This window comes from Gordonia phosphorivorans, assembly GCF_042432625.1.
GTDB classification, from domain to species: Bacteria; Actinomycetota; Actinomycetes; order Mycobacteriales; family Mycobacteriaceae; genus Gordonia; species Gordonia phosphorivorans.
In genome coordinates, this window is the sequence record NZ_JBHLWV010000027.1 from 109556 (window position 1) to 130017 (window position 20462).

Below are 20462 nucleotides of genomic sequence, written 5' to 3' on the forward strand. Positions count from 1 at the left end.
GGATCAGGGCTCCCGGCAGGTCTTTCGACCGTCGACATCGACGGACGGGTCGGCCGACGGCGTTTGCGTCGTGCCGCTCTGGCCGGGCTTGGTCTCGCCGGACTGGGGTGCGCCGGTTTGGGGTCCGCTGGACTGGGGTGCGCTGGACTTGGGTGCGGTGGGCTCCGGGGAGGTGTCGGTGGGGTCGGGGGCCGGTGCCTGGGTCACGCACAGCGGCAGGAACTCGAGCTCGCGCACCGAGTCGTGGATCTCGGTCTTCGACAGGTTCTTGATGCTGATCGTCTCGACGGTGGTCTGGCCGACGCCGGTCAGGTCGGCGATGCGCATCGGATCGCACGACTCGGCCTGATCGACCGGGGCGAACGTGACGTCGGGCTTGTCCTGGTCGAGGTTGGTGACGCACACCTTCTCGGCGGGCTCGTTGAAGTCGAGGAACAGGACACCGCCCGGGGTGCCGCGATGAATCACCACCGACGAGCCGTCGGCGGTGACGAAGTAGTGCGCCATGGCCTGGGCGCGGACCACGAAGAAGGCGGTGATCAGCGCGCCCACGATCAGCAGCGCGCCGATCACCAGCAGCACCGGCCGCCACGGGCGGGGTCGATGCGCGGCGGGCGGCTCGTCGTTGATGGTCGGACGCTGGGTGGGTGCGGCCGGGGGCCGCAGCGCGGCGGCCCGTCCGGCGGCGGTCGACGGGTCGGGCACGTAGCCGTCCTGATCGTCGCCACCGGCGGCGCCGCCGAGGATCGGGCGGGACTCGCCGAACTCGTTGTCGACGACGTCGGCCACCACCACGGTCACGTTGTCCGGGGCGCCGCTGCGCAGCGCGAGCTCGATCAGCCGGTCGGCGCAGGCGGCGTGATCGGTGACCGACGACAGGGTCTCGGCGAGGGTCTCCTCGCTGACCACGTCGGACAGGCCGTCGCTGCACAGCAGGTAGCGGTCACCGGCGCGGGCCTCGCGCATGGTGAGGGTCGGTTCCACCTCTTGGCCGGTGAGGGCCTTCATGATCAGCGACCGCTGCGGGTGCGTGTGCGCCTGCTCGGGGGTGATCCGGCCCTCGTCGACGAGGCTCTGCACAAAGGTGTCGTCGCGGGTGATCTGGGTGAGGACGCCCTCGCGCAGCAGGTAGCCGCGGGAGTCGCCGACGTGGCACAGGCCGATCTTGGTGCCGGCGAACAGGATGGCGGTGAGCGTGGTGCCCATGCCGTCGAGTTCGGGGTTGCGCGCCACCTGGGCGGCGATCGCCTCGTTGCCGTGGCGGGTGGCCGCGTCGAGCGCTTCCAGCAGGTTGCGCCCGGGTTCGTCGTTGTCGAGGGTGCGCAGGGCCTGGATCACCAGCTGGCTGGCGACCTCGCCGGCCGCGTGACCGCCCATGCCGTCGGCGAGCGCCAGCAGGCGCGCACCGGCGTACACCGAGTCTTCGTTGTTGGACCGGACCAGGCCGCGGTCGCTTCGCGCGATGTAGCGCAGGACGAGGGTCACGAGCGCAACTCGATCACAGTCTTGCCGATCCGGATAGGCGTGTTCAGGGGAGCTCGCACGGCGGTGGTGACCTTGCCGCGGTCGAGGAAGGTGCCGTTGGTGGAACCCAGGTCTTCGACGTACCAGTCGTCACCGCGCTTGGACAGTCGTGCGTGGCGTTCGGAGGCGTAGTCGTCGGACAGCACCAGGGTGGAGTCGTCGGCCCGGCCGATCAGCACCGGCTGGTCGCCCAGGGTGATGCGGGTGTTGGCCAGCGCGCCGGCGGTGACCACCAGGTGGCGGGCACTGCCGCGTCCCGCGGCGCGTCGTCGGTCGCGGAAGCCGCCGCCGATGGGCCGACGTGTACCGGCGGCCGCCGACAGGTCGTTGCGCATCGAGCGGATGATCGCGTAGATGAAGAGCCACAACAGGATCAGGAACCCGAAACGGGTGAATTGAAGGACGATTCCCTGCATTTCGCGTTTCACCTCCCGTGAAATCTGTGCCGTCGGCGGGTGCGGACGGCATGCATCAACGCTTCGATGCAGTGCGCGGTCGGGGCGTTCGAAGGCCCCGACCGCATTCTATGGGCTGCTGGTTACTGGAAGCGGACCGTGATGTCGGAATGGCCCAGACGGATCTGGTCGTTGTCGGCGAGATTCCAGTCGCTGACCGGGTGGCCGTTGACGGTGGTGCCGTTGGTGGAGTTCAGATCCTTCAGCATCGCGTTCTGTCCGTCCCAGCGGATCTCGACGTGGCGACGGGAGACGCCGGTGTCGGGCAGGCGGAACTGCGCGTCCTGTCCGCGGCCGATCACGTTGGAGCCCGGACGCAGGGCGTAGGTGCGGTTGCTGCCGTCCTCGAGGATCAGCGTGATGGTGGCCGGCGCCTGCGCACCGCCGGCGGCGGGCTGGCCGTAGCCGGGCTGGGCGTAGGCGGTCTGCTCGTACGCGGGCTGACCGTACTGGTCGTAGCCGGGCTGCTGATCGTACTGCGGCTGCTGGTCGTACTGGGGCTGGGCGTAGGCCTGCTGGTCGTAGCCCTGCTGCTGGCCGTAGGCGGGGTCGGCGGCCGGCTGCGCGTAGCCCTGGTCGTAGCCCTGCTGCTGGTCGTACTGGGGCTGGGCGGCGTAACCCTGCTGGTCGTAGCCCTGCTGCGGTTGCTGCGAGTAGCCCTGCTGGTCGTAGCCGGGCTGGTGTGCGTAGCCCTGGTCGTACCCCTGCTGCGGCTGACCGTATGCCTGCTGCTGTCCGTAACCCTGGTCGTAGCCCTGCTGCGGCTGGTCGTACCCGGGCTGCTGACCGTACTGCGGCTGGGCGGCGTAGCCCTGGCCCTGCTGGTCGTACTGCGGCTGGTCGTAACCGGGCTGCTGCGCGTAGCCCTGCTCGTAGCCGCCCTGCTGGCCGTAGCCCTGCTGGGGCTGGCCGTACTGGTCGTAACCCTGCTGTCCGTAGCCCTGGTCGTACTGGGGCTGCTGTCCGTAACCCTGACCCTGCTGGTCGTACTGCTGCTGGTCGTAGCCGCCCTGCTGGCCGTAGCCCGGGTGCTGGCCGTCGTTGCCGGGTGGGTTGGTCATTGCGGGAGCTCCTTGGATCGGGCTTTCGGATGGTCGGGGCGGTTCAGGCCGGGTCGGCACCGGGCGGGGCCGCACATCGGGATCGATGACCCCTCGCGTGCGGAACTGCCCGGTATGCAGTGCGTCCACTTGATCGAACTCTACGACGACGGGGCCGTAGGTCTGCCATCCATTGTCACGGATGAAGTCCTCGAGATGGCGAGAAAAGATCTTCCGGTTCAGTTCGTACTCGTCCCCGACGTGTTCCAGATCGGAGGCGCTCAACGTGACCGCATAGCTGTTGGCCACCAGCGATGCGCCGTCGCCGAGGTCTTCGGCGGAGGCTTCCGCTTCGCGCTGCAGGCTGTTCTCGATCTCCTGCGGTGCCACCTGGCCGCCGAAGACCCGGGCGAAGCCGCCGTCCACGGCGGATTCGAGTTTGCGCTCGATACGGTCGAGAAGACCCACGGGTACTCCTTCCAGGTGTTCGTTGGCGTGCCTACGTGCTCGCGTTGTGGATCAATGCTACCGGGAGCAAGCGCCAACGCGCCCTCGGCGACCCTTCATCTGCACCGCTCGTCACTTCCGTATCGCTCGATCGGTCCGCGGCCGTTCGCATCGCTGCTGGTCAGAGCCGGATGGTGATGCCGATTTTCCCTGACGCGCTTCGCCGTGTAATCTCGGTCAAGTCGTCAGCAAGGCAATGCCGAACGGGCGACAGCCACGGGCGAGTGGCGGAATGGCAGACGCGCTGGCTTCAGGTGCCAGTGTCCTTAGGGACGTGGGGGTTCAAGTCCCCCTTCGCCCACGTTGCGAAGAGCCGCGACATCGAAGAGATTCGATGTCGCGGCTCTTTCGTTTTCCGGGTCCGTCGTGGGCGGTGACGCGTGCCCACCCCGCACCCTCGCTCCCGATGTCGCGACCCGTGCCACATGTCGCCTTGGCTGCAGCCCGTCGACACGAAGGATGGGTCGCGACACGCCAGACTGGCGATATCCAGACTGGGGGTATTAGGAGGAAGGAAGAGGCGATGGTGGAGCAAGGTGGAGATCGGGTGGGGTCGGCGCGGGTGGAGGTTCCGGTGGCGGTGGTCACCGAGCCGGAGCTGGTGCGCGAGGCCTACACGGTGTTCAAGCGCGCGATGGCGGGCTTGGAGTTCGGGCCGTTCGATCCGGTCGAGGTGACCGAGCCCGGGCGCTTTCTGGCCGCATACGACGGCGCGCGCATCGTCGGCAGTGCCAACTCGTTCGCCACGCATCTCACCGTGCCCGGCGGCGCTCGGCTGCCGCACGCCGCGGTCAGTCAGGTCGGCGTGCTGCCCACCCATCGTCGACGCGGAGTGGTCACCGCGCTCATGCGGAAGCAGCTCACCGATGCCGCGGCTGCGGGTGAACCGGTGGCCACGCTGCGCGCCAGCGAGGGCGGCATCTACGGCCGCTTCGGATACGGCATCGCCAGTCATGTGCGGTCGGCGCGGATCGATCGGCGGAAGGTGCGGTTCGCCGCTCCCGGTGCCCCCGGCGGCAGTGTTCGGCTCGCCGACACCGACGGGGTCGCGGTGCTCGCGCCGATCGCGGCCCGCGCCGCCCAGAACGGAGCGGTCTCGCGGGCTGACGTGTGGTGGCGCAAGTGGGAACTGCGGTCGGCCGAACACACCGGACCCAGCTACCTGGCGGTGCACAGCACCGAGGGCGTCGACGACGGTTACGTGACCTACCGCCCGCTGGACACCGCCGGATGGTTCACCAGTGAGAACAAGACCATCGAGGTGACCGAGCTGGTCGCCCTGAATCCCGCCGCGCACCAAGGCCTGTGGCGGCACCTGCTGGAGTTGGACTTGGTCGACACCGTCTCGATCGGCACGCTCGCGCTCGACGACCCGCTCCCGCTGCTGTTCACCGACGAGCGGGCGGTGACGCTGGGCCCGGTGCGCGACGAGTCGTGGCTGCGCCTGACCGATGTGCCGGCGGCGCTGGGCGCCCGCACCTACGGTGAGGCGGCCCCGGTCCACCTGGCCGTGCACGACGCCCTGCTGCCGCAGAACGACGGCGTGTACCGCATCGGTGCCGACGGCGCGGTCCGTGCCGCCGCGGGGACGCCGGCGCAGGTCACCGTGTCGGTGTCCGATCTCGCCGCGACCTATCTCGGCGGCACGCGCTGGTGGCGGCTGGTCGCGGCGGGCCGTGTCCAGGCCGCCGAGCCGGACGCGGTGGCCCGGCTCGACCGGCTCTTCGCCGTCGACCGGGAACCGTACGCCGGGGTGTTCTTCTAGGCGTGCTCGCGCGTGCGGGGCGTCGGCAGCGGTGGCAGCACCACGTCGCCGATCTCATCCGGCACCATCGGCGCCACCACCGGCGGGACGTAGTCGCGCAGCGGGGTGGGGATGTAGCGCGTGAGCGACAGCTCGGCCGGGGGTGCGATCCCGGGGGCGACCGTCTGCACCACGTCCTGGGCGAACTCGAGGACCGGCTCCACCTGGGCCGGGTCCGGCAGCCCGGACACCTTCACCACGATCTCAATCGTCACCAGCGCGGAATGAGGTTCCACGGTCACCTCGCCGGGCGCGGGGATCCGCGTGGGCCCGGCGACGGTGTGCTCGCCGGGCTGGTCGGTCACCTCGCTCGCACGGTAGCCGTGGTCGCCGGCCGCATAGCCGAGCAGGCCGTTGATCAGCGGGAGCGGATTGCTCAGCGGGTTGCCGACGTAGCAGACGAAGTCGGCGGCGGCGCGGCAGACGGAGCTGGTCGGGATGGCACTGGCCGGCCGCGGCCCGGTGTGCGTGAAGCCGGGAATCACCGACGGCAACTGGGCCATGGCCCCCTGATCGGCGCGCGGATCGGCGACCAGGGTGAACGAGGTGTTGCGTCGCATGGCCGGGTCGCGGTTCCACTCGTCGCGGACATTCCCGGCGACGAGGGCGCCGAAGCTGTAGCCGGTGACGTGGATGGCGCTCTCCGGGCAGCGGGCGCGGAAGGCCCGTGCCTTCGCGTCGAGGGCGTCCTCGCCGCGCTCGGCGGACACATCGCCCGGGGTGAGGCCCACGGGGGCCAGCGAGGCCGGGTAGACGATGCCGGTGGCCCCGGAGGCGCCCGGCACGTGCCGGCCGTGCGTATCGCCCACACCCCCCACCGCGTACTCCTGGGTGTCCGGGCAGGCCCCGCCCGCCTGCGCGGCACCCGCGGCCAGCGCCACCGTCGCGGTGAGGGTGGGCGCCAGGAACGACAGCGCGAGGACGGCGACCCAGCGCGGGCGGCGACGGTCGTCGGACGGGACGGGGGTGAGGCATCGGGACATGAGCGTGATCTCCTGCGGACAGCGGGCCGGGGGCGGGAGCTCACGACGTTGTGAATTCCCTTGGCGGGCAAGCTCATCCGGTCAGACGATGCGCCGCTGTCTATAGAGATATCGGCTCAAATGCGACAAAGAACCGCCGCAGTGTTAACTGACAATGAACACCGTCAGACCCTACGTGCCGCTGGTCACACCCAGAGCGTTCCCGGCCGGGCCGCCGGCGTCGACGGACTCCACGCGGGCGTACGGCGTCTCCGGGCCGGACCCCTCGGGACGGACCAGATCGAGGATGGCCGCGGCGGCCGAGAGCAGCGGCGCACCCGCGCCCGACTCCGACGTCACGGCGCCCGGCAGTTCCAGCGCCAGTTCCACGACGTCGGTCAGCGTGGCGGGGAGCGCCGGCAGCACGACGTCACCGATCGCGTCGGGCACGACATGCGCCAGGGGCGGGGGCACGTAGTCCCGCAGCGGGGTGGGGGTGTACTCGACCAGGGACAGCTCGGCCGGCGGCACCAGCTCCGGGGCTACGGCCCGCGCCAGATCCTGCGTGACGTCGAGCAGCGGCTCCACCTCTTCGGGTGCGGGCAGAGAGGCCAGCAGTCCGAGAATCGGCAGCTGCGGCAGCAACACCGCCAGCAGGAGTCCGGTGGCACCGAGGGCGGCGCCCTCGACGATGTGATCGCCCGGGCTGTCCGGGATCTCGTTGCTGCGGTAGGTGTGTTCGCCGGCGAGGTAGCCGAGGAGGCCGGTCATCAGCGGCAGCGGATTCCGCGTGGGATCGCCCACGTAGCAGATGAAGTCGTTGCCGATCCGGCACACCGAACTGGTGGGGATGGTGCTGAACGGGCGCTGTCCGGTGTGCGTGAAGCCCGGGATGATCGACGGGAGCCGCGACATGGCGCCGTCATCGGCGCGCGGATCGGCGATCAGGGTGAACGAACTGTTCCGCCGCATCAGGGGATCGTGGTTCCAGCTGTCGCGGACATTGCCGGCGACCAGCGCGCCCATGCTGTAGCCGGTGACGTGGATGGCGCTTTCCGGGCACCGCGCACGGAACGTGCGCGCGGCCCGGTTCAGCGCTGCTTCGCCGCGTGCCACCGATACATCGCCCGCCGTGTGGCCCACCGGCGCCAGCGACGCGGCGTAGCCGATCCGGGTGGCGCCGGAGGCCCCGGGGACGAACCGACTCTTGGTGTCGCCCACGCCGCCGACGGCGAATTCCTGGGACGACGGGCAGGCGCCGACCGCCCGCGCCTCGCCGACCGGTAGCGCCAGGGCGGCCAGGATCAGCATCGGCAGGGTCAGAACGAGGAGCCCCGCGGATCGTCGGCGGGCATGGAAATGCCCGGGGCCGGTACCAGTAGACATCGGACGTACTCTCTTCAGACGTGCGCGCAGCGGCGGGACCGCTCCACGGATGTGGACGAGATCAGGTGTGATGGCGCACAGCTGCTGACCCGCGCTTCTGTGTGGTGCCGTACAATCTCTGGGTAATGCGATCCGGCCCACAGCCGGATCGCTCTGCTATTTAAATACCCCATGCCGCGACCGGTTTGGCCGACTTGCCGTGATTTACCCTTGCTCGGGCGAAGGTCGGCACGGATCCGACTCAAATCCATGTCGTCGCGCCCCGGATGGCGGATGGGCGGCGGTCCGGGCCCTGTGCCTACCCGTTGGTAGGGTCGGCGTGCATGAGCCATGTACTCGATGAAGCCATCCAGGTCACCGCCGGCCCAGACGGCGTTTTTCACGCCACGACCCACACCGCCTACGCCAACATGGTCGGCCCGTTCGGCGGTGTCACGGCGGCGACCGTGGTCAATGCGCTGCAGCGGCACCCGGAGGTGCTGGGCGAACCGCTCGCGCTCACGCTGAACTACGTCGCCCCCATCGCCGACGGCGACTGGGACCTGCAGACCGAGATCGTGCGCACCAATCGCACCAATCAGCACTGGATCCTGCGCATCGTGCAGAACGGCGCCACGGTCTCCACCGGTACCGCGGTGTTCGGCCTGCACCGCCCCACCTGGAGCAGCACCGAGGCGCAGCCGCCGACCGTTCCGCCCGTCGAGGACGTGGCCGTCCAGGACTTCCCGGATTTCATCGCGTGGGCCCGCAACTATGACAAGCGATTCGTCGTCGGCGGCCTGGCCGACGGGGCGAGCGAGGACTCGACGTCGACGCTGTGGCTGCGGGATCAGCCCGAGCGCCCGTTGGACTACCCGGCGCTGGCCTCGATCGCCGACACCTTCTACCCGCGGATCTTCCTGCGGCACGGCACCTACATGCCTGCCGGGACGATCACGCTGACCACCTACTTCCACGCCACGCCCGAGGAACTGGCGGCCCAGGGCAGCGCTCACGTGCTGGCGACCGCTCGCGGGGTCCGCTTCGGCAACGGGCACTACGACCAGAACGGCGAGATCTGGTCCGGGCGCGGCGCGGACGCGATCCTGCTGGCCACCACCCATCAGCTGGTGTACTTCAAGGACCCGCAGTAGCGGTTCGCACGAGGGCGGCCGACGGCGCAGAATCGGGCGAACTCCCCGATCCGGATCGGACGGCGTCCATAATCTAACGGAGTCCAAATACAGGCGGCGCATCGTGCGGCCGCGAAACTACTGGTCCACGGAAGAGGGGTGCCGCGATGACGGTGCGTGTGAGAAAGAATCTGGGTCGACGAGTGGGGGGTCTGCTGGTTGCGGCGGGTGCGACGCTCGCGCTGGCCGGGTGCGGCAGTGACGACTCGAGTTCGGCCGACGCCTCCGGCTCCGACACCAGCGGGGCGGTGTCGACGACGGCGGCGAAGGACGGTCTCGACGACGCGAAGAAGCTCGTGCTCCCGGCCGATCAGTTCCCCGCGGGCTACGTGGTCCAGGAGATCCCGGCCGGCCAGCTGGAAGCGACAACCGACCAGCTGCTGGACGCCATGAAGGGCGTGGAGGTCACGCCGGCCTCGTGCGCGCAGCTGACGCTGCTGCCCGATTCGATCGACGTGAGCTCCATCGGTCTGGCGGTGGCGATGAAGGGCAGTGCCAGTCTGAGCACGTCGGTCGCGCCCGCCCAGGTCAGCATGGCCGACCAGCGCAAGTCGGTGTCCGGCAAGTGCGCCAACCTGAAGATGAAATTCACCGAGGGTCAGACCGCCGGAACCACGGCCACGGTGGATCAGAAGGTGCTGAAGGCGCCCAAGACGAAGGCCGATCAGACCATGGTGGTGGAGCAGAAGACCACCATGAACGTCTCCGGCACCACGGTGAACTCGCTCGCCCGCATGGGATATGCCGAGGTCAACGGCTACCAGGTGTCCGTTCAGTACATGGCCGCGCCCGGCTCGACGATCGACTCCGCCGCGTTCGACAAGACGTTCATCGCCGCGGTGAACCGGGCGGTGGAGGGCACCGACTGACGCCGACACTCGACCCTGTTGCGGCACCGCCACCTTCGGGAGGCGGTGCCGCACTCGTTCGGCCGGTCACCGGCGTCCACTACAGTAGCGACAGTCACACTGTTAATTAAAGTGTCTTGTCGAAGGAGTCGCTGTGTCCCAGTTCGCCTCGGAGGTCTTTGTCTACGACGCCGTCCGCACGCCGAAGGGGCGGGTGAAACGCGCAGGTGGAACGCTCTCCGACGTGCCGGCCTATGAGCTGTTGGCGACGCTGCTGCGCGCGCTGCACACGCGCGGGTTGGATCCGGCGCTCGTTCAGGACATGGTGATCGGCACCAGTACGGCCGCGGGCGAGCAGGGCGGCGACATCGCCCGCGCCGCCGCCCTGTGGGCCCAGTGGCCCGACACGGTGCCCGGCGGCGTGGTCTCGCGCCTGTGCTGCTCGGGTCTGGACGCCATCGGCACGGCCGCGGCCAAGGTGGCCTCCGGCATGAACGACGTGGTGCTGGCCGGTGGTGTGGAGTCGATGTCGCGGGTGCCGATGCTCTTCGACAAGCCGGCCTTCGCCTTCGAGGGCGCACTGCAGGATGCGACCGGCTACGTCACGATCGGGGTGGCCGCGGACCTGACCGCCGCCGACGCAGGCTTCACGCGCGAGGAGCTGGACGCCTACGCCGTGCGCTCGCACCAGCGCGCCGCAGCCGCGCCCGCGTCGGCGTCGATCATCCCGATCACCGACGGTGAGACGGTGCTCCTCGATCGCGACGAGGGCGCCCGCCCGGACGCCGACGCCGCCGGCTTCGCGGCCCTGGCCACGCTGTTCGGCGAAGACCCGTCGTGGGACCTGGTCGCGCGGCAGCTGCCGGACTCGCTGCGTCCGGAGGGCGGCCTGCACACCGTCGGCACGGCCCCGCAGCTGTGCGACGGCGCGTCGGCCGCGGTCCTGGGCTCGGCGGCCGCGGGATCGGCGCTGGGCAGCGCGCCCGTCGGTGAGATCGTGGCCGCCACCCAGACCGCGGTGCGCTCGCCCCGGCTCACCGCCGGTGTGCAGGCGGCCCGCGAGGCGCTCGACCGCGCGGGTATCAGTGCCGCCGACCTCGACGTGATCGAAGCCAACGAGTCGTTCTCGGTGTCCCCGCTGCTGCTGACCCGCGAGCTGGGCCTCGATCCGGCGCGCGTGAATCCGAACGGCGGCTCGGTGGCCGTCGGCCATCCGCTGGGTGCCAGCGGCGGTTCGCTGCTGGTCAGTGCGCTCGATCAGCTCGCCCGGGTGGACGGCGAGTTCGCGCTGCTGGCGATCCCCGGGGGCCTCGGACTCGGCGCCGCCGTGGTGGTGCGGCGGGTATGAGCGCCTTCACCGGCGCGCTCGCGGCGCTGGACCTGACGCCGGTCGACGACGACCGGTTCACCGCGCCGAACATCGACCTGGGGGCACGCCGACTCTTCGGCGGCCAGCTGCTGGCTCAGATGCTGATCGCGGCGGCCCGCACGGTACCGGCCCCGGCCGCACCCCATTCGCTGCACGCCTACTTCCTGGCGCCGGGCGACAGCGACGCGCCGGTGGAGTACGCGGTGACGCGCACCCGGGACGGCCGACGGATGTCCAACCGGTCGGTGAACGCACTGCAGGGCGATCGGGTGCTCGCCACCGCGCTGGTCGCGGCGTCGGTCCCCGGCGACGGCTGCGCCCATCAGGCGCCGATGCCCGTCGTCGCGCCGCCCGAGGAATGCCCGACGCTGGCCGCGTGGGCCGAACCCTGGGGCGGACTCACCGAGATCTGGTCCACCATGGACATCGCCGAGCTGCGGGTGGTGCCCGATCCGCCGGACGGCACCACCATGGTGTGGCTGCGCGCCGCGGGCGATGCCGGCGACCGGCCCGAGGTGCATGCGGCGCTGATCCTGCTGATGGCCGACATCACCGCGTTGGCCGCCGGACTCGCCGCGCACGACGTCCCGATCGGCGGCGAACACCTCGGTGATCGGCCCTGGGGTGCGGTGTCGCTGGACCACGCGATGTGGTTCCATCGCGCCGCTCGCGCCGACGAGTGGCTGCTGTACGCGCAGCGGTCGCCGACGTCGGCGGCCGGGCGCGGGCTGGTGGTCGGGGATGTCTTCACCCGCGACGGCCGCTGCGTCGGGTCCTTCACCCAGGAAGGGCTTTTCGCGCAGGCCTGAACCGGTGTACGCGCCGACGACAACGCCCCGCCGAGAAACCCGGCGGGGCGTTGTGCGATTCGGGGGTCGTCGATCAGATGACGCCCAGGGCCAGCATGGCGTCGGCCACCTGGACGAAGCCGGCGACGTTGGCGCCGACGATGTAGTTGCCCGGCGCCTGGTACTTGTCGGCGGTGGTCAGGCAGTTGTCGTGCAGCGCGCCCATGATCTTGCGCAGGCGATCCTCGGTGTGGTTGAAGCTCCAGGAGTCACGCGAGGCGTTCTGCTGCATCTCCAGCGCGCTGGTGGCCACGCCGCCGGCGTTGGCGGCCTTGCCCGGCGCGAAGCTGACGCCCGCGGCCTGCAGCACCTTGATGGCGTCCGGGGTGGTCGGCATGTTGGCACCCTCGGCCACCACGAGGCAGCCGTTGCGGACCAGTGCGGCCGCGTCGTCGGCGTCGAGCTCGTTCTGGGTGGCGCACGGCAGGGCCACGTCGGCGGGCACGTGCCAGAGGCTGCTCTTGTCGCCCATCGTCGCGCCGTTGCCGCGCAGCTCGACGTACTCGCTCAGGCGGCCGCGGCGAACCTGCTTGACCTCCTTGAGCAGCTCCAGGTCCAGGCCCTTCTCGTCGACCACGTAGCCCGAGGAGTCCGAGCAGGCGATCACGGTGCCGCCGAGCTGGTGGATCTTCTCGATCGCGTAGGTGGCGACGTTGCCCGAACCGGACACGAGGACCTTCTTGCCCTCGAAGTCCTGGCCCTTGGCCTTCATCATGTCGGAGGCGAAGAACACGGCGCCGTAGCCGGTGGCTTCCGGACGGACCTGGGATCCGCCCCAGGTGAGGCCCTTGCCGGTCAGGACGCCGGACTCGTAGCGGTTGGTGATGCGCTTGTACTGGCCGAACAGGTAGCCGATCTCGCGACCGCCCACGCCGATGTCGCCGGCCGGCACGTCGGTGTACTCACCGATGTGGCGGTACAGCTCGGTCATGAACGACTGGCAGAAGCGCATGATCTCCAGGTCGCTGCGACCCTTGGGATCGAAGTCGGAGCCGCCCTTGCCGCCGCCGATGGGCAGCCCGGTGAGCGCGTTCTTGAAGATCTGCTCGAAGCCGAGGAACTTCACGATGGAGAGGTTCACCGAGGGGTGGAACCGCAGGCCGCCCTTGTAGGGGCCCAGCGCCGAGTTGAACTCGACGCGGAAGCCGCGGTTGATCTGCACCTTGCCCGAATCGTCGGTCCACGGCACGCGGAAGATGATCTGACGTTCCGGCTCGCACATGCGGGTCAGCACGTCGAGGTACTCCGGATGCCGGTCGATCACCGGGCTCAGGGACTCGAACACTTCCCGAACTGCCTGATGGAACTCCGGCTCACCCGGGTTCCGACGGATCACAACGTCGAAAACATCCTCGAGGGGACCACCCAATTCGCTCACGATTACAACTCCTTCGCTGCGGCAACGCAGCCGTCGTCACCCGGCGCCAGCCGGGTATTTCCGCTTGAACTCTATCGGCGCGCAGCCCGTCAGCGACAATCGGACCCCGCTCCGGCGGGGGTCGGGGTGGCCGCCGAGGATCAGTGATGCACCAGTTCGGGGAAGCGATCGGCTGCTGCGGGGCGCTTACCGCGGCTCAACTGAGCGGACACGATCGCCGCGATCACACCCACCACGGCGAACGCGATCGCGGGCGCCCAGAAGTCGCGCGGGGAGGCGCTGGTGGTGGGGTCGACGCCCGCGACGATCCCCAGCAGTACCGCGCCGAGCAGCGCGACGGCCGCCAGGACGCCCAGGCGCAGGCTCCACCGATGCGCGCTCTGGTACACCTCGTCGTTGATGAAGCCTGCGGGCCGATTGCCGACGTACTCCATCCGCCAGACGTGCAGCGCGCCGACGGCGCCGACGTGCTCCCAGCCGTCGTCCTCGCGGAAGGTGAAGTAGTCCGAGGGCGCCGGATTGGCCCGGCGGTCGACGACGTAGCGGACCTGGGCCTGCTCGCCCTCGTCGAAGCGGAGCCGCACCGGGCTCCACAGGTCGACGTCGTGCAGGTGACGTCCGCGTGCGGCCTGCCGCTCCAGGTAGCGCTCGAACGAGTCGGGAGAGAGGTGGCGCACGGGCGCCAGCCAAGCCGTCGTTGTCATGGGGGACCTCCTGATCCGAGACGACCGATCCTTTTCTCCACTGTGCGAGCGAATCCCCGACGAACGCAAGGCAGCTGAGACGAAAGGTAATCAACGTCTCACCAGGGGGTACGGCGCGATGCCGTCGGCCCCGCCGGGACGGGCGGGGCCGACGGACGCGGACTAGCGGATCAGGCGGGCTGCCGGATCAGGAGGATGGCACCGCCGCGGAGGGCTCCGTGGTGGCCGGGGCCTGGGAGGTCGCGGGGGCCTCCGTGGTGGGAGCCTCCGTAGTGGGAGCTTCCGTGGTGGGGGCCTCCGTCGTCGACGTGGCGGAGGTCAGCGTCTGCCACTGTGCTTCGAGCACCTCGATGGCCGTGGTGTGCCCGATCGGCGTGATCCGCCAGACGCGGTGGGTGTCGGCGTCGACGAGCGGGGTGACCGCCGGTTCCAGCAGATCCTCGCGGTGGAAGGTCAGCGTGCAGTCGCTGTTGGTGGCCGCGACCGTGCTCGACTCGAAGGTCGGCGGGAGGGTGCACGTGACCGTCGTGCCGTCGGCATCTCGGTACACGAGCGTGCCGATGGCGTCGCCGGTGCCGCGGAACTGCGTCGGTGCCGGTGCCGGCGCGCCGGTCTCCGACGGAACCTCGGTGTTCTGCGGGGTTTCGGTGCCCCCTGGGGCTCCGGGGCTCTGCGGGCTGCCGTCGGCAGGGGGATTCTGCTGCTCGCCCGGCACGGTGCCGTCGGTGGACGGCTGGTCGGTGGCGGGCTGGCCGCCGTTCTCGGTGGCGCGCTGCGCGACGGCCTGGTCGGCCTCGGTGGATCCGGCTGCGACGAGTCCCTGCTCCTGCGCCTCGTCGTCCGAGCCGAAGCTAGGCGCGGCGTTCGCCTCGAAGGCGTTCGCGACGAAGTTCGGCAGATCGGCGGGCCGCTCCGCCGGCAGTTCCAGGATGTCGCCGACGGCCTGGTCGATGAGGGTCTGGGTGCGCGCGTCGATGAGTTGCAGGACGGGCGCTGCGGCCGGGGCGGGTGCCGGCTGGTTCACGATCGTGTTGTTGGTGACGTAGGTGTTGTTGTAGGTCACCCGGTAGGTGTTGTTCACCGTGTAGTTGGTCCACGGGCTGCCGGTGACCCGGTAGCCACCGATCGGGGCGTTGGCCGGGGGACGCAACGGGTTGCCGCACGCGCAGACGGCGCGGGGGACGCCGGCGGCGTCGACGAACACCGGGGTGCCCGACTGCAGTACGGCCTGGTAGGCGGAGGCGCTGCCGCTGCGGAAGGAGTAGTTGGTGACCCAGGTGTCCGCGGTCAGCACCACGGGTGTCAGCGAGTTCAGGTACCACGGGATGTCGCTGGTGTGAATGCCCTGGACCCCGGCCCAGGCGCGGGCGGCGGCCGGGTTCGCGGCGAGTTGATTGCCGAGCGAGGCCGCATCGCACGAGGCGGTCCCGGTGGTGGCGTACAGGCCGGCAGCGGTGCCGTTGACCGCACGGACCCCGTTGTTCTGCGCGGTCTCCACCCGGGGCTGGATCGGTTGGGTCTTGTTCACCAAGGCCACCGAGGCGGTGAACGGATCGGGACCGGGATCATCGGCCGAGCGCAGGGTCAGCGCCGGGATCAGCGCCTTGCCGGTCTTGTTGAAGATGACCTGGTTGGCCGCGAACACCAGGACCAGTCCGAGGATCACCACCAACGCGGAGAGAATGATGGTGAGGCGTCGGCGACTGCGTTGCTGGGCGCCGGCCAGGGCGATCGTGGCGGCGGTGTGCGGATCTCCCGGCCCGAAGCCGGGCCCGGGACCGCCGGTGGGGGGATAAGTCATGACATGTCTCCTCGCGGATGGCCGACGCACCGTCGATCGATGATCGGCTGCGTATTCGTCATATCGCGGGGTCGCGGGCAGAAGTAACACCCGATCGGGAGATTCGTCCCTTTGGTGGACGCCGAATCACCGTGCCGCCGGATAATCGCGCGACCCGGGGTCGTTACGGCATAAACGGGGCGAAGCGGGTCACAATGGGGCAGGTCGAACGACGACCACGACACTTCGCATGCCGGAGAGGGGCAGACATGAGTGCACCGAAGAAGATGATCAAGCGGCTCGAGGAACAGATCCGTCGACTCACCGAGGAAGTCATGGCCTTGCGCGACGCGCTCCCCGTGGTCGGTAGCGGCGCACGACGCACCGAACCGGTCGCGGCTCCCCCCGCGCCGGAGCCGAAGAAGGCCAAGCCCGCTGCTGCCAAGCCCGCCGCGGCTGAGAAGGAAGCTCCGAAGAAGCCGGCCGCCAAGAAGCAGGCCCCGAAGAAGGAGGCCCCGAAGAAGGAGGCCCCGGCGAAGGCCGCCCCGGCCGCGGCGCTCACCGGCGCACCGGCCAAGCCCGCGATCGCCAAGGCCGACGAGAAGAAGGCCATCGAGAAGAAGGCCGCTGCCAAGCCCGCCGCTGCCAAGCCTGCCGCCGCCAAGCCCGCCGCCGGCAAGACCGTCGCCGAACTGCGCGCGGAAGCCAAGGCCAAGGGCATCACGGGCTATTCGAGCATGAAGAAGGCCGAACTCATCGCCGCACTCGGCTGAGGATCATCGGCCGACGGTCGCCGGCTGGGAGTCAGCGGCGGAAATCGTCAGCCGGCACGATCTGCGCCCCCAACGGGAGCAGGGAGACCGGCACCATCTTGAAGCTGGCGATGCCCAGCGGGATGCCGATGATCGTGATGCACAGGGCGATACCGGTGGCGATGTGGCCGAGCGCGAGCCAGATACCGGCGAAGATCAGCCAGATGATGTTGCCGATCGTCGACGGCGCCCCGGAGGACGGGTCGCGCACCACGGTGCGCCCGAACGGCCAGAGCGCGTAGTTCGCGATTCGGAAGGATGCGATGCCGAACGGAATGGTGACGATCAGAATGCAGCAGATGATCCCGGCGACCACGTAGCCGATCGCCATCCAGAACCCGCACAGGACCAACCACAGAATGTTCAGGATCGTCTTCATCCATCCATTGTGCGCCGCACGTGCCGCGAGTGCCCAGGGTCGGCCGGTTAGGGTGAAGAAATGAGTTCCCAGGTGACCCGCGAGGCGCTGTGGTCGACGATCACGACCATCGTCCTGATCGCCCGCTTCCTCGCCACGATCGCCACCGTGATGCTGGCTCTGCTGTGGTTGGTCGCCGCGGTGCGCCATACCCTGCTCAACGGCTGGCTGTGGTGGGCCCTCGGCGCCGCCCTGATCTGGCTGGTCACCACCTACCTCTACAGCGTCCTGCGCGTGCGCTACCCCTCCGGCAGCGAGCGCTGGGAGCCCTGAGCCGGAGGAGCTCCCCGAGTCGGGGAGTGCTGGGTCGCCGCTAGAACTGGACCGTCGGGGCCTGGGTGTGCCCGGCGGGCGCCTGGTAGAACTCGCGGGCCTTCACGCCCGACATCGGGGCGAAGAACATCCACGGCAGGGTCTTCACGGCCTGATTCAGGCGCGAGACGGCGTCGTTGTAGTACTGCCGAGCGAAGGACAGCTTGTTCTCGGTGTCGGCGAGCTCGGTCTGCAGGGCGCGGAAGTTCGGCGCGGCCTGCAGTTGCGGGTAGTTCTCGGCCACGGCGAACAGTCGGCCCAGGGCGCCGCCCAACTGTGCGTCGGAGGCTGCCTTCTCCGCGACGCTGGAACCCTGCGCCGCGTGCTGCACATTGGCGCGTGCCGCGGTGACCGCTTCCAGGACGCCCGCCTCGTGAGCGGCGTAACCCTTGACCGTGTTCACCAGGTTGGGGATCAGGTCGGCGCGCCGGGTCAGCTGGACGTCGATGCCGCCCATCGCCTCTTCGCACGCGATGTCGGCCTTGCGGAGCTTGTTGAAGCCCACGATCCCGATCAAGGCGGCGATGATGAACAGGGCGATCACGACGACGAGCACGATGATGAGCACGGTGGTCATGGCAATCCTCTTTCGATAGGGGATGAACTGTCAGTATGCGGGTGGTTCGTCGGGCGATGAGGGGTGGACGTCACCAGGAGCCGCCGCCTCCACCGCCGCCTCCGCCCCCGGAGAAGCCGCCCCCGAAACCGCCGCCGCCACTGCTCGACGACGACTGCGAGGCGGTGTAGGCCGACAACGACGACGACAGGCTGGACTCGAAGCTGTCGAAGGCCGAACCGCCCGCACCGAAACCGCCGACGCCGTGCCCGGAGTAGAAGCCGCCGCCGAACCACACGGGCTCGGGCGGCTCCTGACCGGTGGTGTAGCGGTACTTGTCGGCCCAGGCGTCGGCGCAGTCGAAGGCGATCGCGTACGGGATGTAGTCGGTGTACAGGTCCTTGCGGGCGCTGAAGTCGAGTCGTTCCTGATTGGAGCGGGTGGACAGCAGTCGCTCGAAGCCTGCTGCGCGCGACCACACCTCGCGACCGAGGCGGGTCCGGCGGGTCCCGACGCCGGATGCCCACAGGCCGGCGCCGCCCACCGCGAACGCGGCCAGGGGCAGCGTCCACACCGTCGCGGGCAGCACGGAGAAGACGGCCAGCGCCACGGCCGCGCCGAGGGCGACCAGCACCAGCAGCCGCCCGGTGCTCTCCGAGTGGCTGAGCTTGACGGTGCCGCTGGACGAACCCCAGATCTTCACGGCACTCGCGAGCGAACTCTGCGCGGTGTTCAGCATGGTGCCGGCCGACACCGAGCCGTTGGCGAGGAAGGTGTTGCCCGCCGATTCCAACCCGAGCGCGCGCAGCGTCGCCCGGTCGGCGGCGTCGACGCGGCGCTCGGATTCGGGGGTGGGCGTGGCGGTCACCGTCCAGTCGCTGCCGTCGCGGTCGAGGCGGACCGCGCCGATCTCGGCGAGGTGGAACAGGGTGGCCACCAGCGCGCGTCGGGGCAGCGCCTCATTGGCGACGTAGAAGGTCTGCGCCGGACCGAGGACCGCCCCGGCGACCTGGGGGTCGTCCGGCGGTCCGTACATGACCGGCCGCAGCGGCGGTGTTTCGCGGCTGCGCAGCGTCCACCAGAGACCCAGCCCGAAGGTGATCAGCGACAGCACCGCCAGCACGATCAGGGCGGCGACCGAGCGGCCGAGGACCGGATCGAACCGGATCGACCACGGGAGCACGGTGCGGTCCGGCGCCGGGAAGGGTAGGTCGGCGCGCACGGCGACGCCGGTCATCGGGGCCAGGCGTCCGGTGGTGACCACCCGGGTGGTGGCGTCCGGCGCGGTGATGGTGCAGTCGACGCCGCGATTGGTGGCGCAGGTGAAGGCGAGCGGCTCCGCGGGCAGCCGGATCGTGCTCTCGGTGCGCAGCATGGTCATCTGCCAGCCGTCGGCCACCACCCGCCAGATCAGGCGCGAGGCGTCGTCGTTGCCCCAGCTCGACGTGTCGTTGCGGCCGGCCGGGGTGTTGCCCGGGGCCAGCACGTCGTCCACCCGATACTTGATCACGTAGGTGTGTAGCCCGGGGGTCACATAGCGGTCGGGGTCACCGATCTTCGCCACCCGGAAACGATTGCTCTGCTGCCAGCTCAGTTCGAACGGCACCGCGGCGCCGTCGACGGTGATCGAGATGTCCTTGGGCGGATAGCGGACACCGCGATTGCTGGTGTCGGAGACGTCCCAGAAGCGGAAGATCCCGTGCCGCCCGTACGGGAATTCCGCGGTGACGGTCTCGGTGGCTTGCAGGGAACCGTCCCGGTCGACGGTGACATCGGCCTTGTAGTCGGTCACCACCACCGGGTCGGCGCCCACCGAATCCGACGACGACGTGAACCCCACCGCGGGCAGCAGCAGCGCGATGAGCGCGATCACCAACGCGGCCAACGACAAGAGCACGCGTTTCATGGACTCGCTCCTTGCAGCGGGCGGACGGGGGTCAGTGCGTTAGGGCGACCAGACTACTTGCCGCCGAGCATGCCGCCCAGGATCGACCCGAGCGGGTTGTTGCCGCCGCCCTTGCCGCCGAGGACGCTGCCCAGGATGTCGCCGAGGCCGCCGCCGAGACCGCCCTGGTTGCCGCCGCCGCCCAGCATGCCGCCGAGCAGATCGCCGAGGCCGCCGCCGGAGGCCTGCCCGGTGGTGGTGGACTGCTTGCCGCCCAGCTTGGACATCACGAAGCTGAGCACGATCGGAGCCAGCAGCGGAAGCAGCTTCTGAACCAGACCCTGGTCCACGCCCGCGGCCGGAACGGCGCCGCTGATGCCCTGCGCCACGGTGCCGGCCTGATCTCCGAACAGCTTGCCGACGATCTTCTCGCCGTCGGCGGCGTCGACCTGATCGAGGTCGATGGTGCCCTGGGCCAGGTCGTTGTCGTGCTGGGCCAGCGCGCCGGCGAGCGTGGCGGTGGACTTCTCGTCACCGGTCTGCGCGGCCAGGCCCGCGACGAGGCTCGGCAGTGCCTGCGAGGCGGCGGCCCGCACATCGTCGGGGGTGGCCCCGGTCTGCGCGGCCAGTTGGTCCAACGGCAGCCGGTCGAGGAGTTCGTTGAGATCAGTCATGGCTCGGATTCTGCCACGGCCGCAACGT

General features: G+C 69.9%; 19 protein-coding genes and 1 tRNA gene. 8 read left to right on the plus strand and 12 right to left on the minus strand.

Annotation, left to right across the window (positions count from 1 at the left end; all coding sequences use genetic code 11):
• Nucleotides 1-3: 3 nt before the first annotated feature.
• From ACFFJD_RS14860 to ACFFJD_RS14870, 3 genes are all read right to left on the minus strand, one after another.
• Nucleotides 4-1485: a PP2C family protein-serine/threonine phosphatase gene (locus tag ACFFJD_RS14860; RefSeq protein WP_382365518.1), complete on the minus strand. Its 1482-nt coding sequence runs from the start codon at nt 1483-1485 to the stop codon at nt 4-6.
• Nucleotides 1482-1940 carry an FHA domain-containing protein FhaB/FipA gene (locus ACFFJD_RS14865; RefSeq protein ID WP_382365520.1) on the minus strand — a complete coding sequence of 153 codons (459 nt, stop codon included), beginning with the start codon at nt 1938-1940 and terminating at the stop codon, nt 1482-1484. The genes ACFFJD_RS14860 and ACFFJD_RS14865 overlap by 4 nt, the downstream gene beginning before the upstream one ends.
• A 122-nt stretch (nt 1941-2062) precedes the next feature.
• A complete protein-coding gene (locus ACFFJD_RS14870; protein ID WP_382365522.1) occupies nt 2063-3487 on the minus strand; it encodes an FHA domain-containing protein in 1425 nt (474 codons plus the stop codon).
• A 257-nt stretch (nt 3488-3744) separates the two neighbouring features.
• Between ACFFJD_RS14870 and ACFFJD_RS14875 the strand changes: the two genes are divergently transcribed.
• Both ACFFJD_RS14875 and ACFFJD_RS14880 read left to right on the plus strand, forming a co-directional pair.
• Nucleotides 3745-3827: transfer RNA gene (locus ACFFJD_RS14875), tRNA-Leu, on the plus strand.
• 222 nt (nt 3828-4049) lie between these two features.
• Complete coding sequence (locus ACFFJD_RS14880; protein WP_382365524.1) at nt 4050-5291, plus strand: GNAT family N-acetyltransferase; 1242 nt, start codon at nt 4050-4052, stop codon at nt 5289-5291.
• On the opposite strand, the gene ACFFJD_RS14885 is transcribed toward ACFFJD_RS14880, so the two are convergent.
• Nucleotides 5288-6313 carry a cutinase family protein gene (locus tag ACFFJD_RS14885; RefSeq protein ID WP_382365526.1) on the minus strand — a complete coding sequence of 342 codons (1026 nt, stop codon included), beginning with the start codon at nt 6311-6313 and terminating at the stop codon, nt 5288-5290. The genes ACFFJD_RS14880 and ACFFJD_RS14885 overlap by 4 nt on opposite strands.
• A gap of 171 nt (nt 6314-6484) precedes the next feature.
• A complete protein-coding gene (locus tag ACFFJD_RS14890) occupies nt 6485-7678 on the minus strand; it encodes a PE-PPE domain-containing protein (RefSeq protein ID WP_382365528.1) in 1194 nt (397 codons plus the stop codon).
• A gap of 323 nt (nt 7679-8001) precedes the next feature.
• Between ACFFJD_RS14890 and ACFFJD_RS14895 the strand changes: the two genes are divergently transcribed.
• The 4 genes from ACFFJD_RS14895 to ACFFJD_RS14910 all read left to right on the plus strand — a co-directional run bounded on the left by ACFFJD_RS14895 (nt 8002) and on the right by ACFFJD_RS14910 (nt 11876).
• On the plus strand, nt 8002-8811 hold the full coding sequence (locus ACFFJD_RS14895; protein ID WP_382365530.1) for a thioesterase family protein: 810 nt from the start codon (nt 8002-8004) through the stop codon (nt 8809-8811).
• Between the two features lie 146 nt (nt 8812-8957).
• A complete protein-coding gene (locus tag ACFFJD_RS14900) occupies nt 8958-9719 on the plus strand; it encodes a hypothetical protein (protein WP_382365532.1) in 762 nt (253 codons plus the stop codon).
• Between the two features lie 133 nt (nt 9720-9852).
• Nucleotides 9853-11046 (plus strand): thiolase family protein, encoded by a 1194-nt coding sequence (locus ACFFJD_RS14905; RefSeq protein ID WP_382365534.1) that lies wholly within the window; start codon nt 9853-9855, stop codon nt 11044-11046.
• Nucleotides 11043-11876, plus strand: coding sequence for an acyl-CoA thioesterase (locus ACFFJD_RS14910; protein ID WP_382365536.1), 834 nt, complete (start codon nt 11043-11045; stop codon nt 11874-11876). The genes ACFFJD_RS14905 and ACFFJD_RS14910 overlap by 4 nt, the downstream gene beginning before the upstream one ends.
• A 73-nt stretch (nt 11877-11949) precedes the next feature.
• On the opposite strand, the gene gdhA is transcribed toward ACFFJD_RS14910, so the two are convergent.
• The 3 genes from gdhA to ACFFJD_RS14925 form a co-directional block, all read right to left on the minus strand.
• A complete protein-coding gene (gene gdhA, locus ACFFJD_RS14915; protein ID WP_382365538.1) occupies nt 11950-13293 on the minus strand; it encodes an NADP-specific glutamate dehydrogenase in 1344 nt (447 codons plus the stop codon).
• Nucleotides 13294-13433: 140 nt separating this feature from the next.
• Nucleotides 13434-13997, minus strand: coding sequence for a DUF2812 domain-containing protein (locus tag ACFFJD_RS14920; RefSeq protein WP_382365540.1), 564 nt, complete (start codon nt 13995-13997; stop codon nt 13434-13436).
• Nucleotides 13998-14184: 187 nt separating this feature from the next.
• Nucleotides 14185-15798, minus strand: coding sequence for a DUF6777 domain-containing protein (locus ACFFJD_RS14925; protein WP_382365542.1), 1614 nt, complete (start codon nt 15796-15798; stop codon nt 14185-14187).
• Nucleotides 15799-16046: 248 nt separating this feature from the next.
• Between ACFFJD_RS14925 and ACFFJD_RS14930 the strand changes: the two genes are divergently transcribed.
• Complete coding sequence (locus ACFFJD_RS14930) at nt 16047-16550, plus strand: Rho termination factor N-terminal domain-containing protein (protein ID WP_382365544.1); 504 nt, start codon at nt 16047-16049, stop codon at nt 16548-16550.
• Nucleotides 16551-16581: 31 nt separating this feature from the next.
• Here ACFFJD_RS14930 and ACFFJD_RS14935 read toward each other — a convergent pair whose 3' ends face one another.
• Nucleotides 16582-16968: a YccF domain-containing protein gene (locus tag ACFFJD_RS14935; RefSeq protein ID WP_382365546.1), complete on the minus strand. Its 387-nt coding sequence runs from the start codon at nt 16966-16968 to the stop codon at nt 16582-16584.
• A gap of 60 nt (nt 16969-17028) precedes the next feature.
• Between ACFFJD_RS14935 and ACFFJD_RS14940 the strand changes: the two genes are divergently transcribed.
• Complete coding sequence (locus ACFFJD_RS14940; RefSeq protein ID WP_382365548.1) at nt 17029-17280, plus strand: hypothetical protein; 252 nt, start codon at nt 17029-17031, stop codon at nt 17278-17280.
• Nucleotides 17281-17320: 40 nt separating this feature from the next.
• On the opposite strand, the gene ACFFJD_RS14945 is transcribed toward ACFFJD_RS14940, so the two are convergent.
• From ACFFJD_RS14945 to ACFFJD_RS14955, 3 genes are all read right to left on the minus strand, one after another.
• Nucleotides 17321-17896, minus strand: a complete 576-nt coding sequence (locus ACFFJD_RS14945) for a LemA family protein (protein ID WP_382365550.1) — start codon at nt 17894-17896, stop codon at nt 17321-17323.
• Nucleotides 17897-17966: 70 nt separating this feature from the next.
• The gene (locus tag ACFFJD_RS14950) at nt 17967-19781 is read right to left on the minus strand and encodes a DUF2207 domain-containing protein (protein WP_382365552.1); all 1815 of its coding nucleotides are present in this window, start codon (nt 19779-19781) and stop codon (nt 17967-17969) included.
• A gap of 53 nt (nt 19782-19834) precedes the next feature.
• On the minus strand, nt 19835-20434 hold the full coding sequence (locus ACFFJD_RS14955) for a DUF937 domain-containing protein (protein ID WP_382365554.1): 600 nt from the start codon (nt 20432-20434) through the stop codon (nt 19835-19837).
• Between the last annotated feature and the right edge of the window lie 28 nt (nt 20435-20462).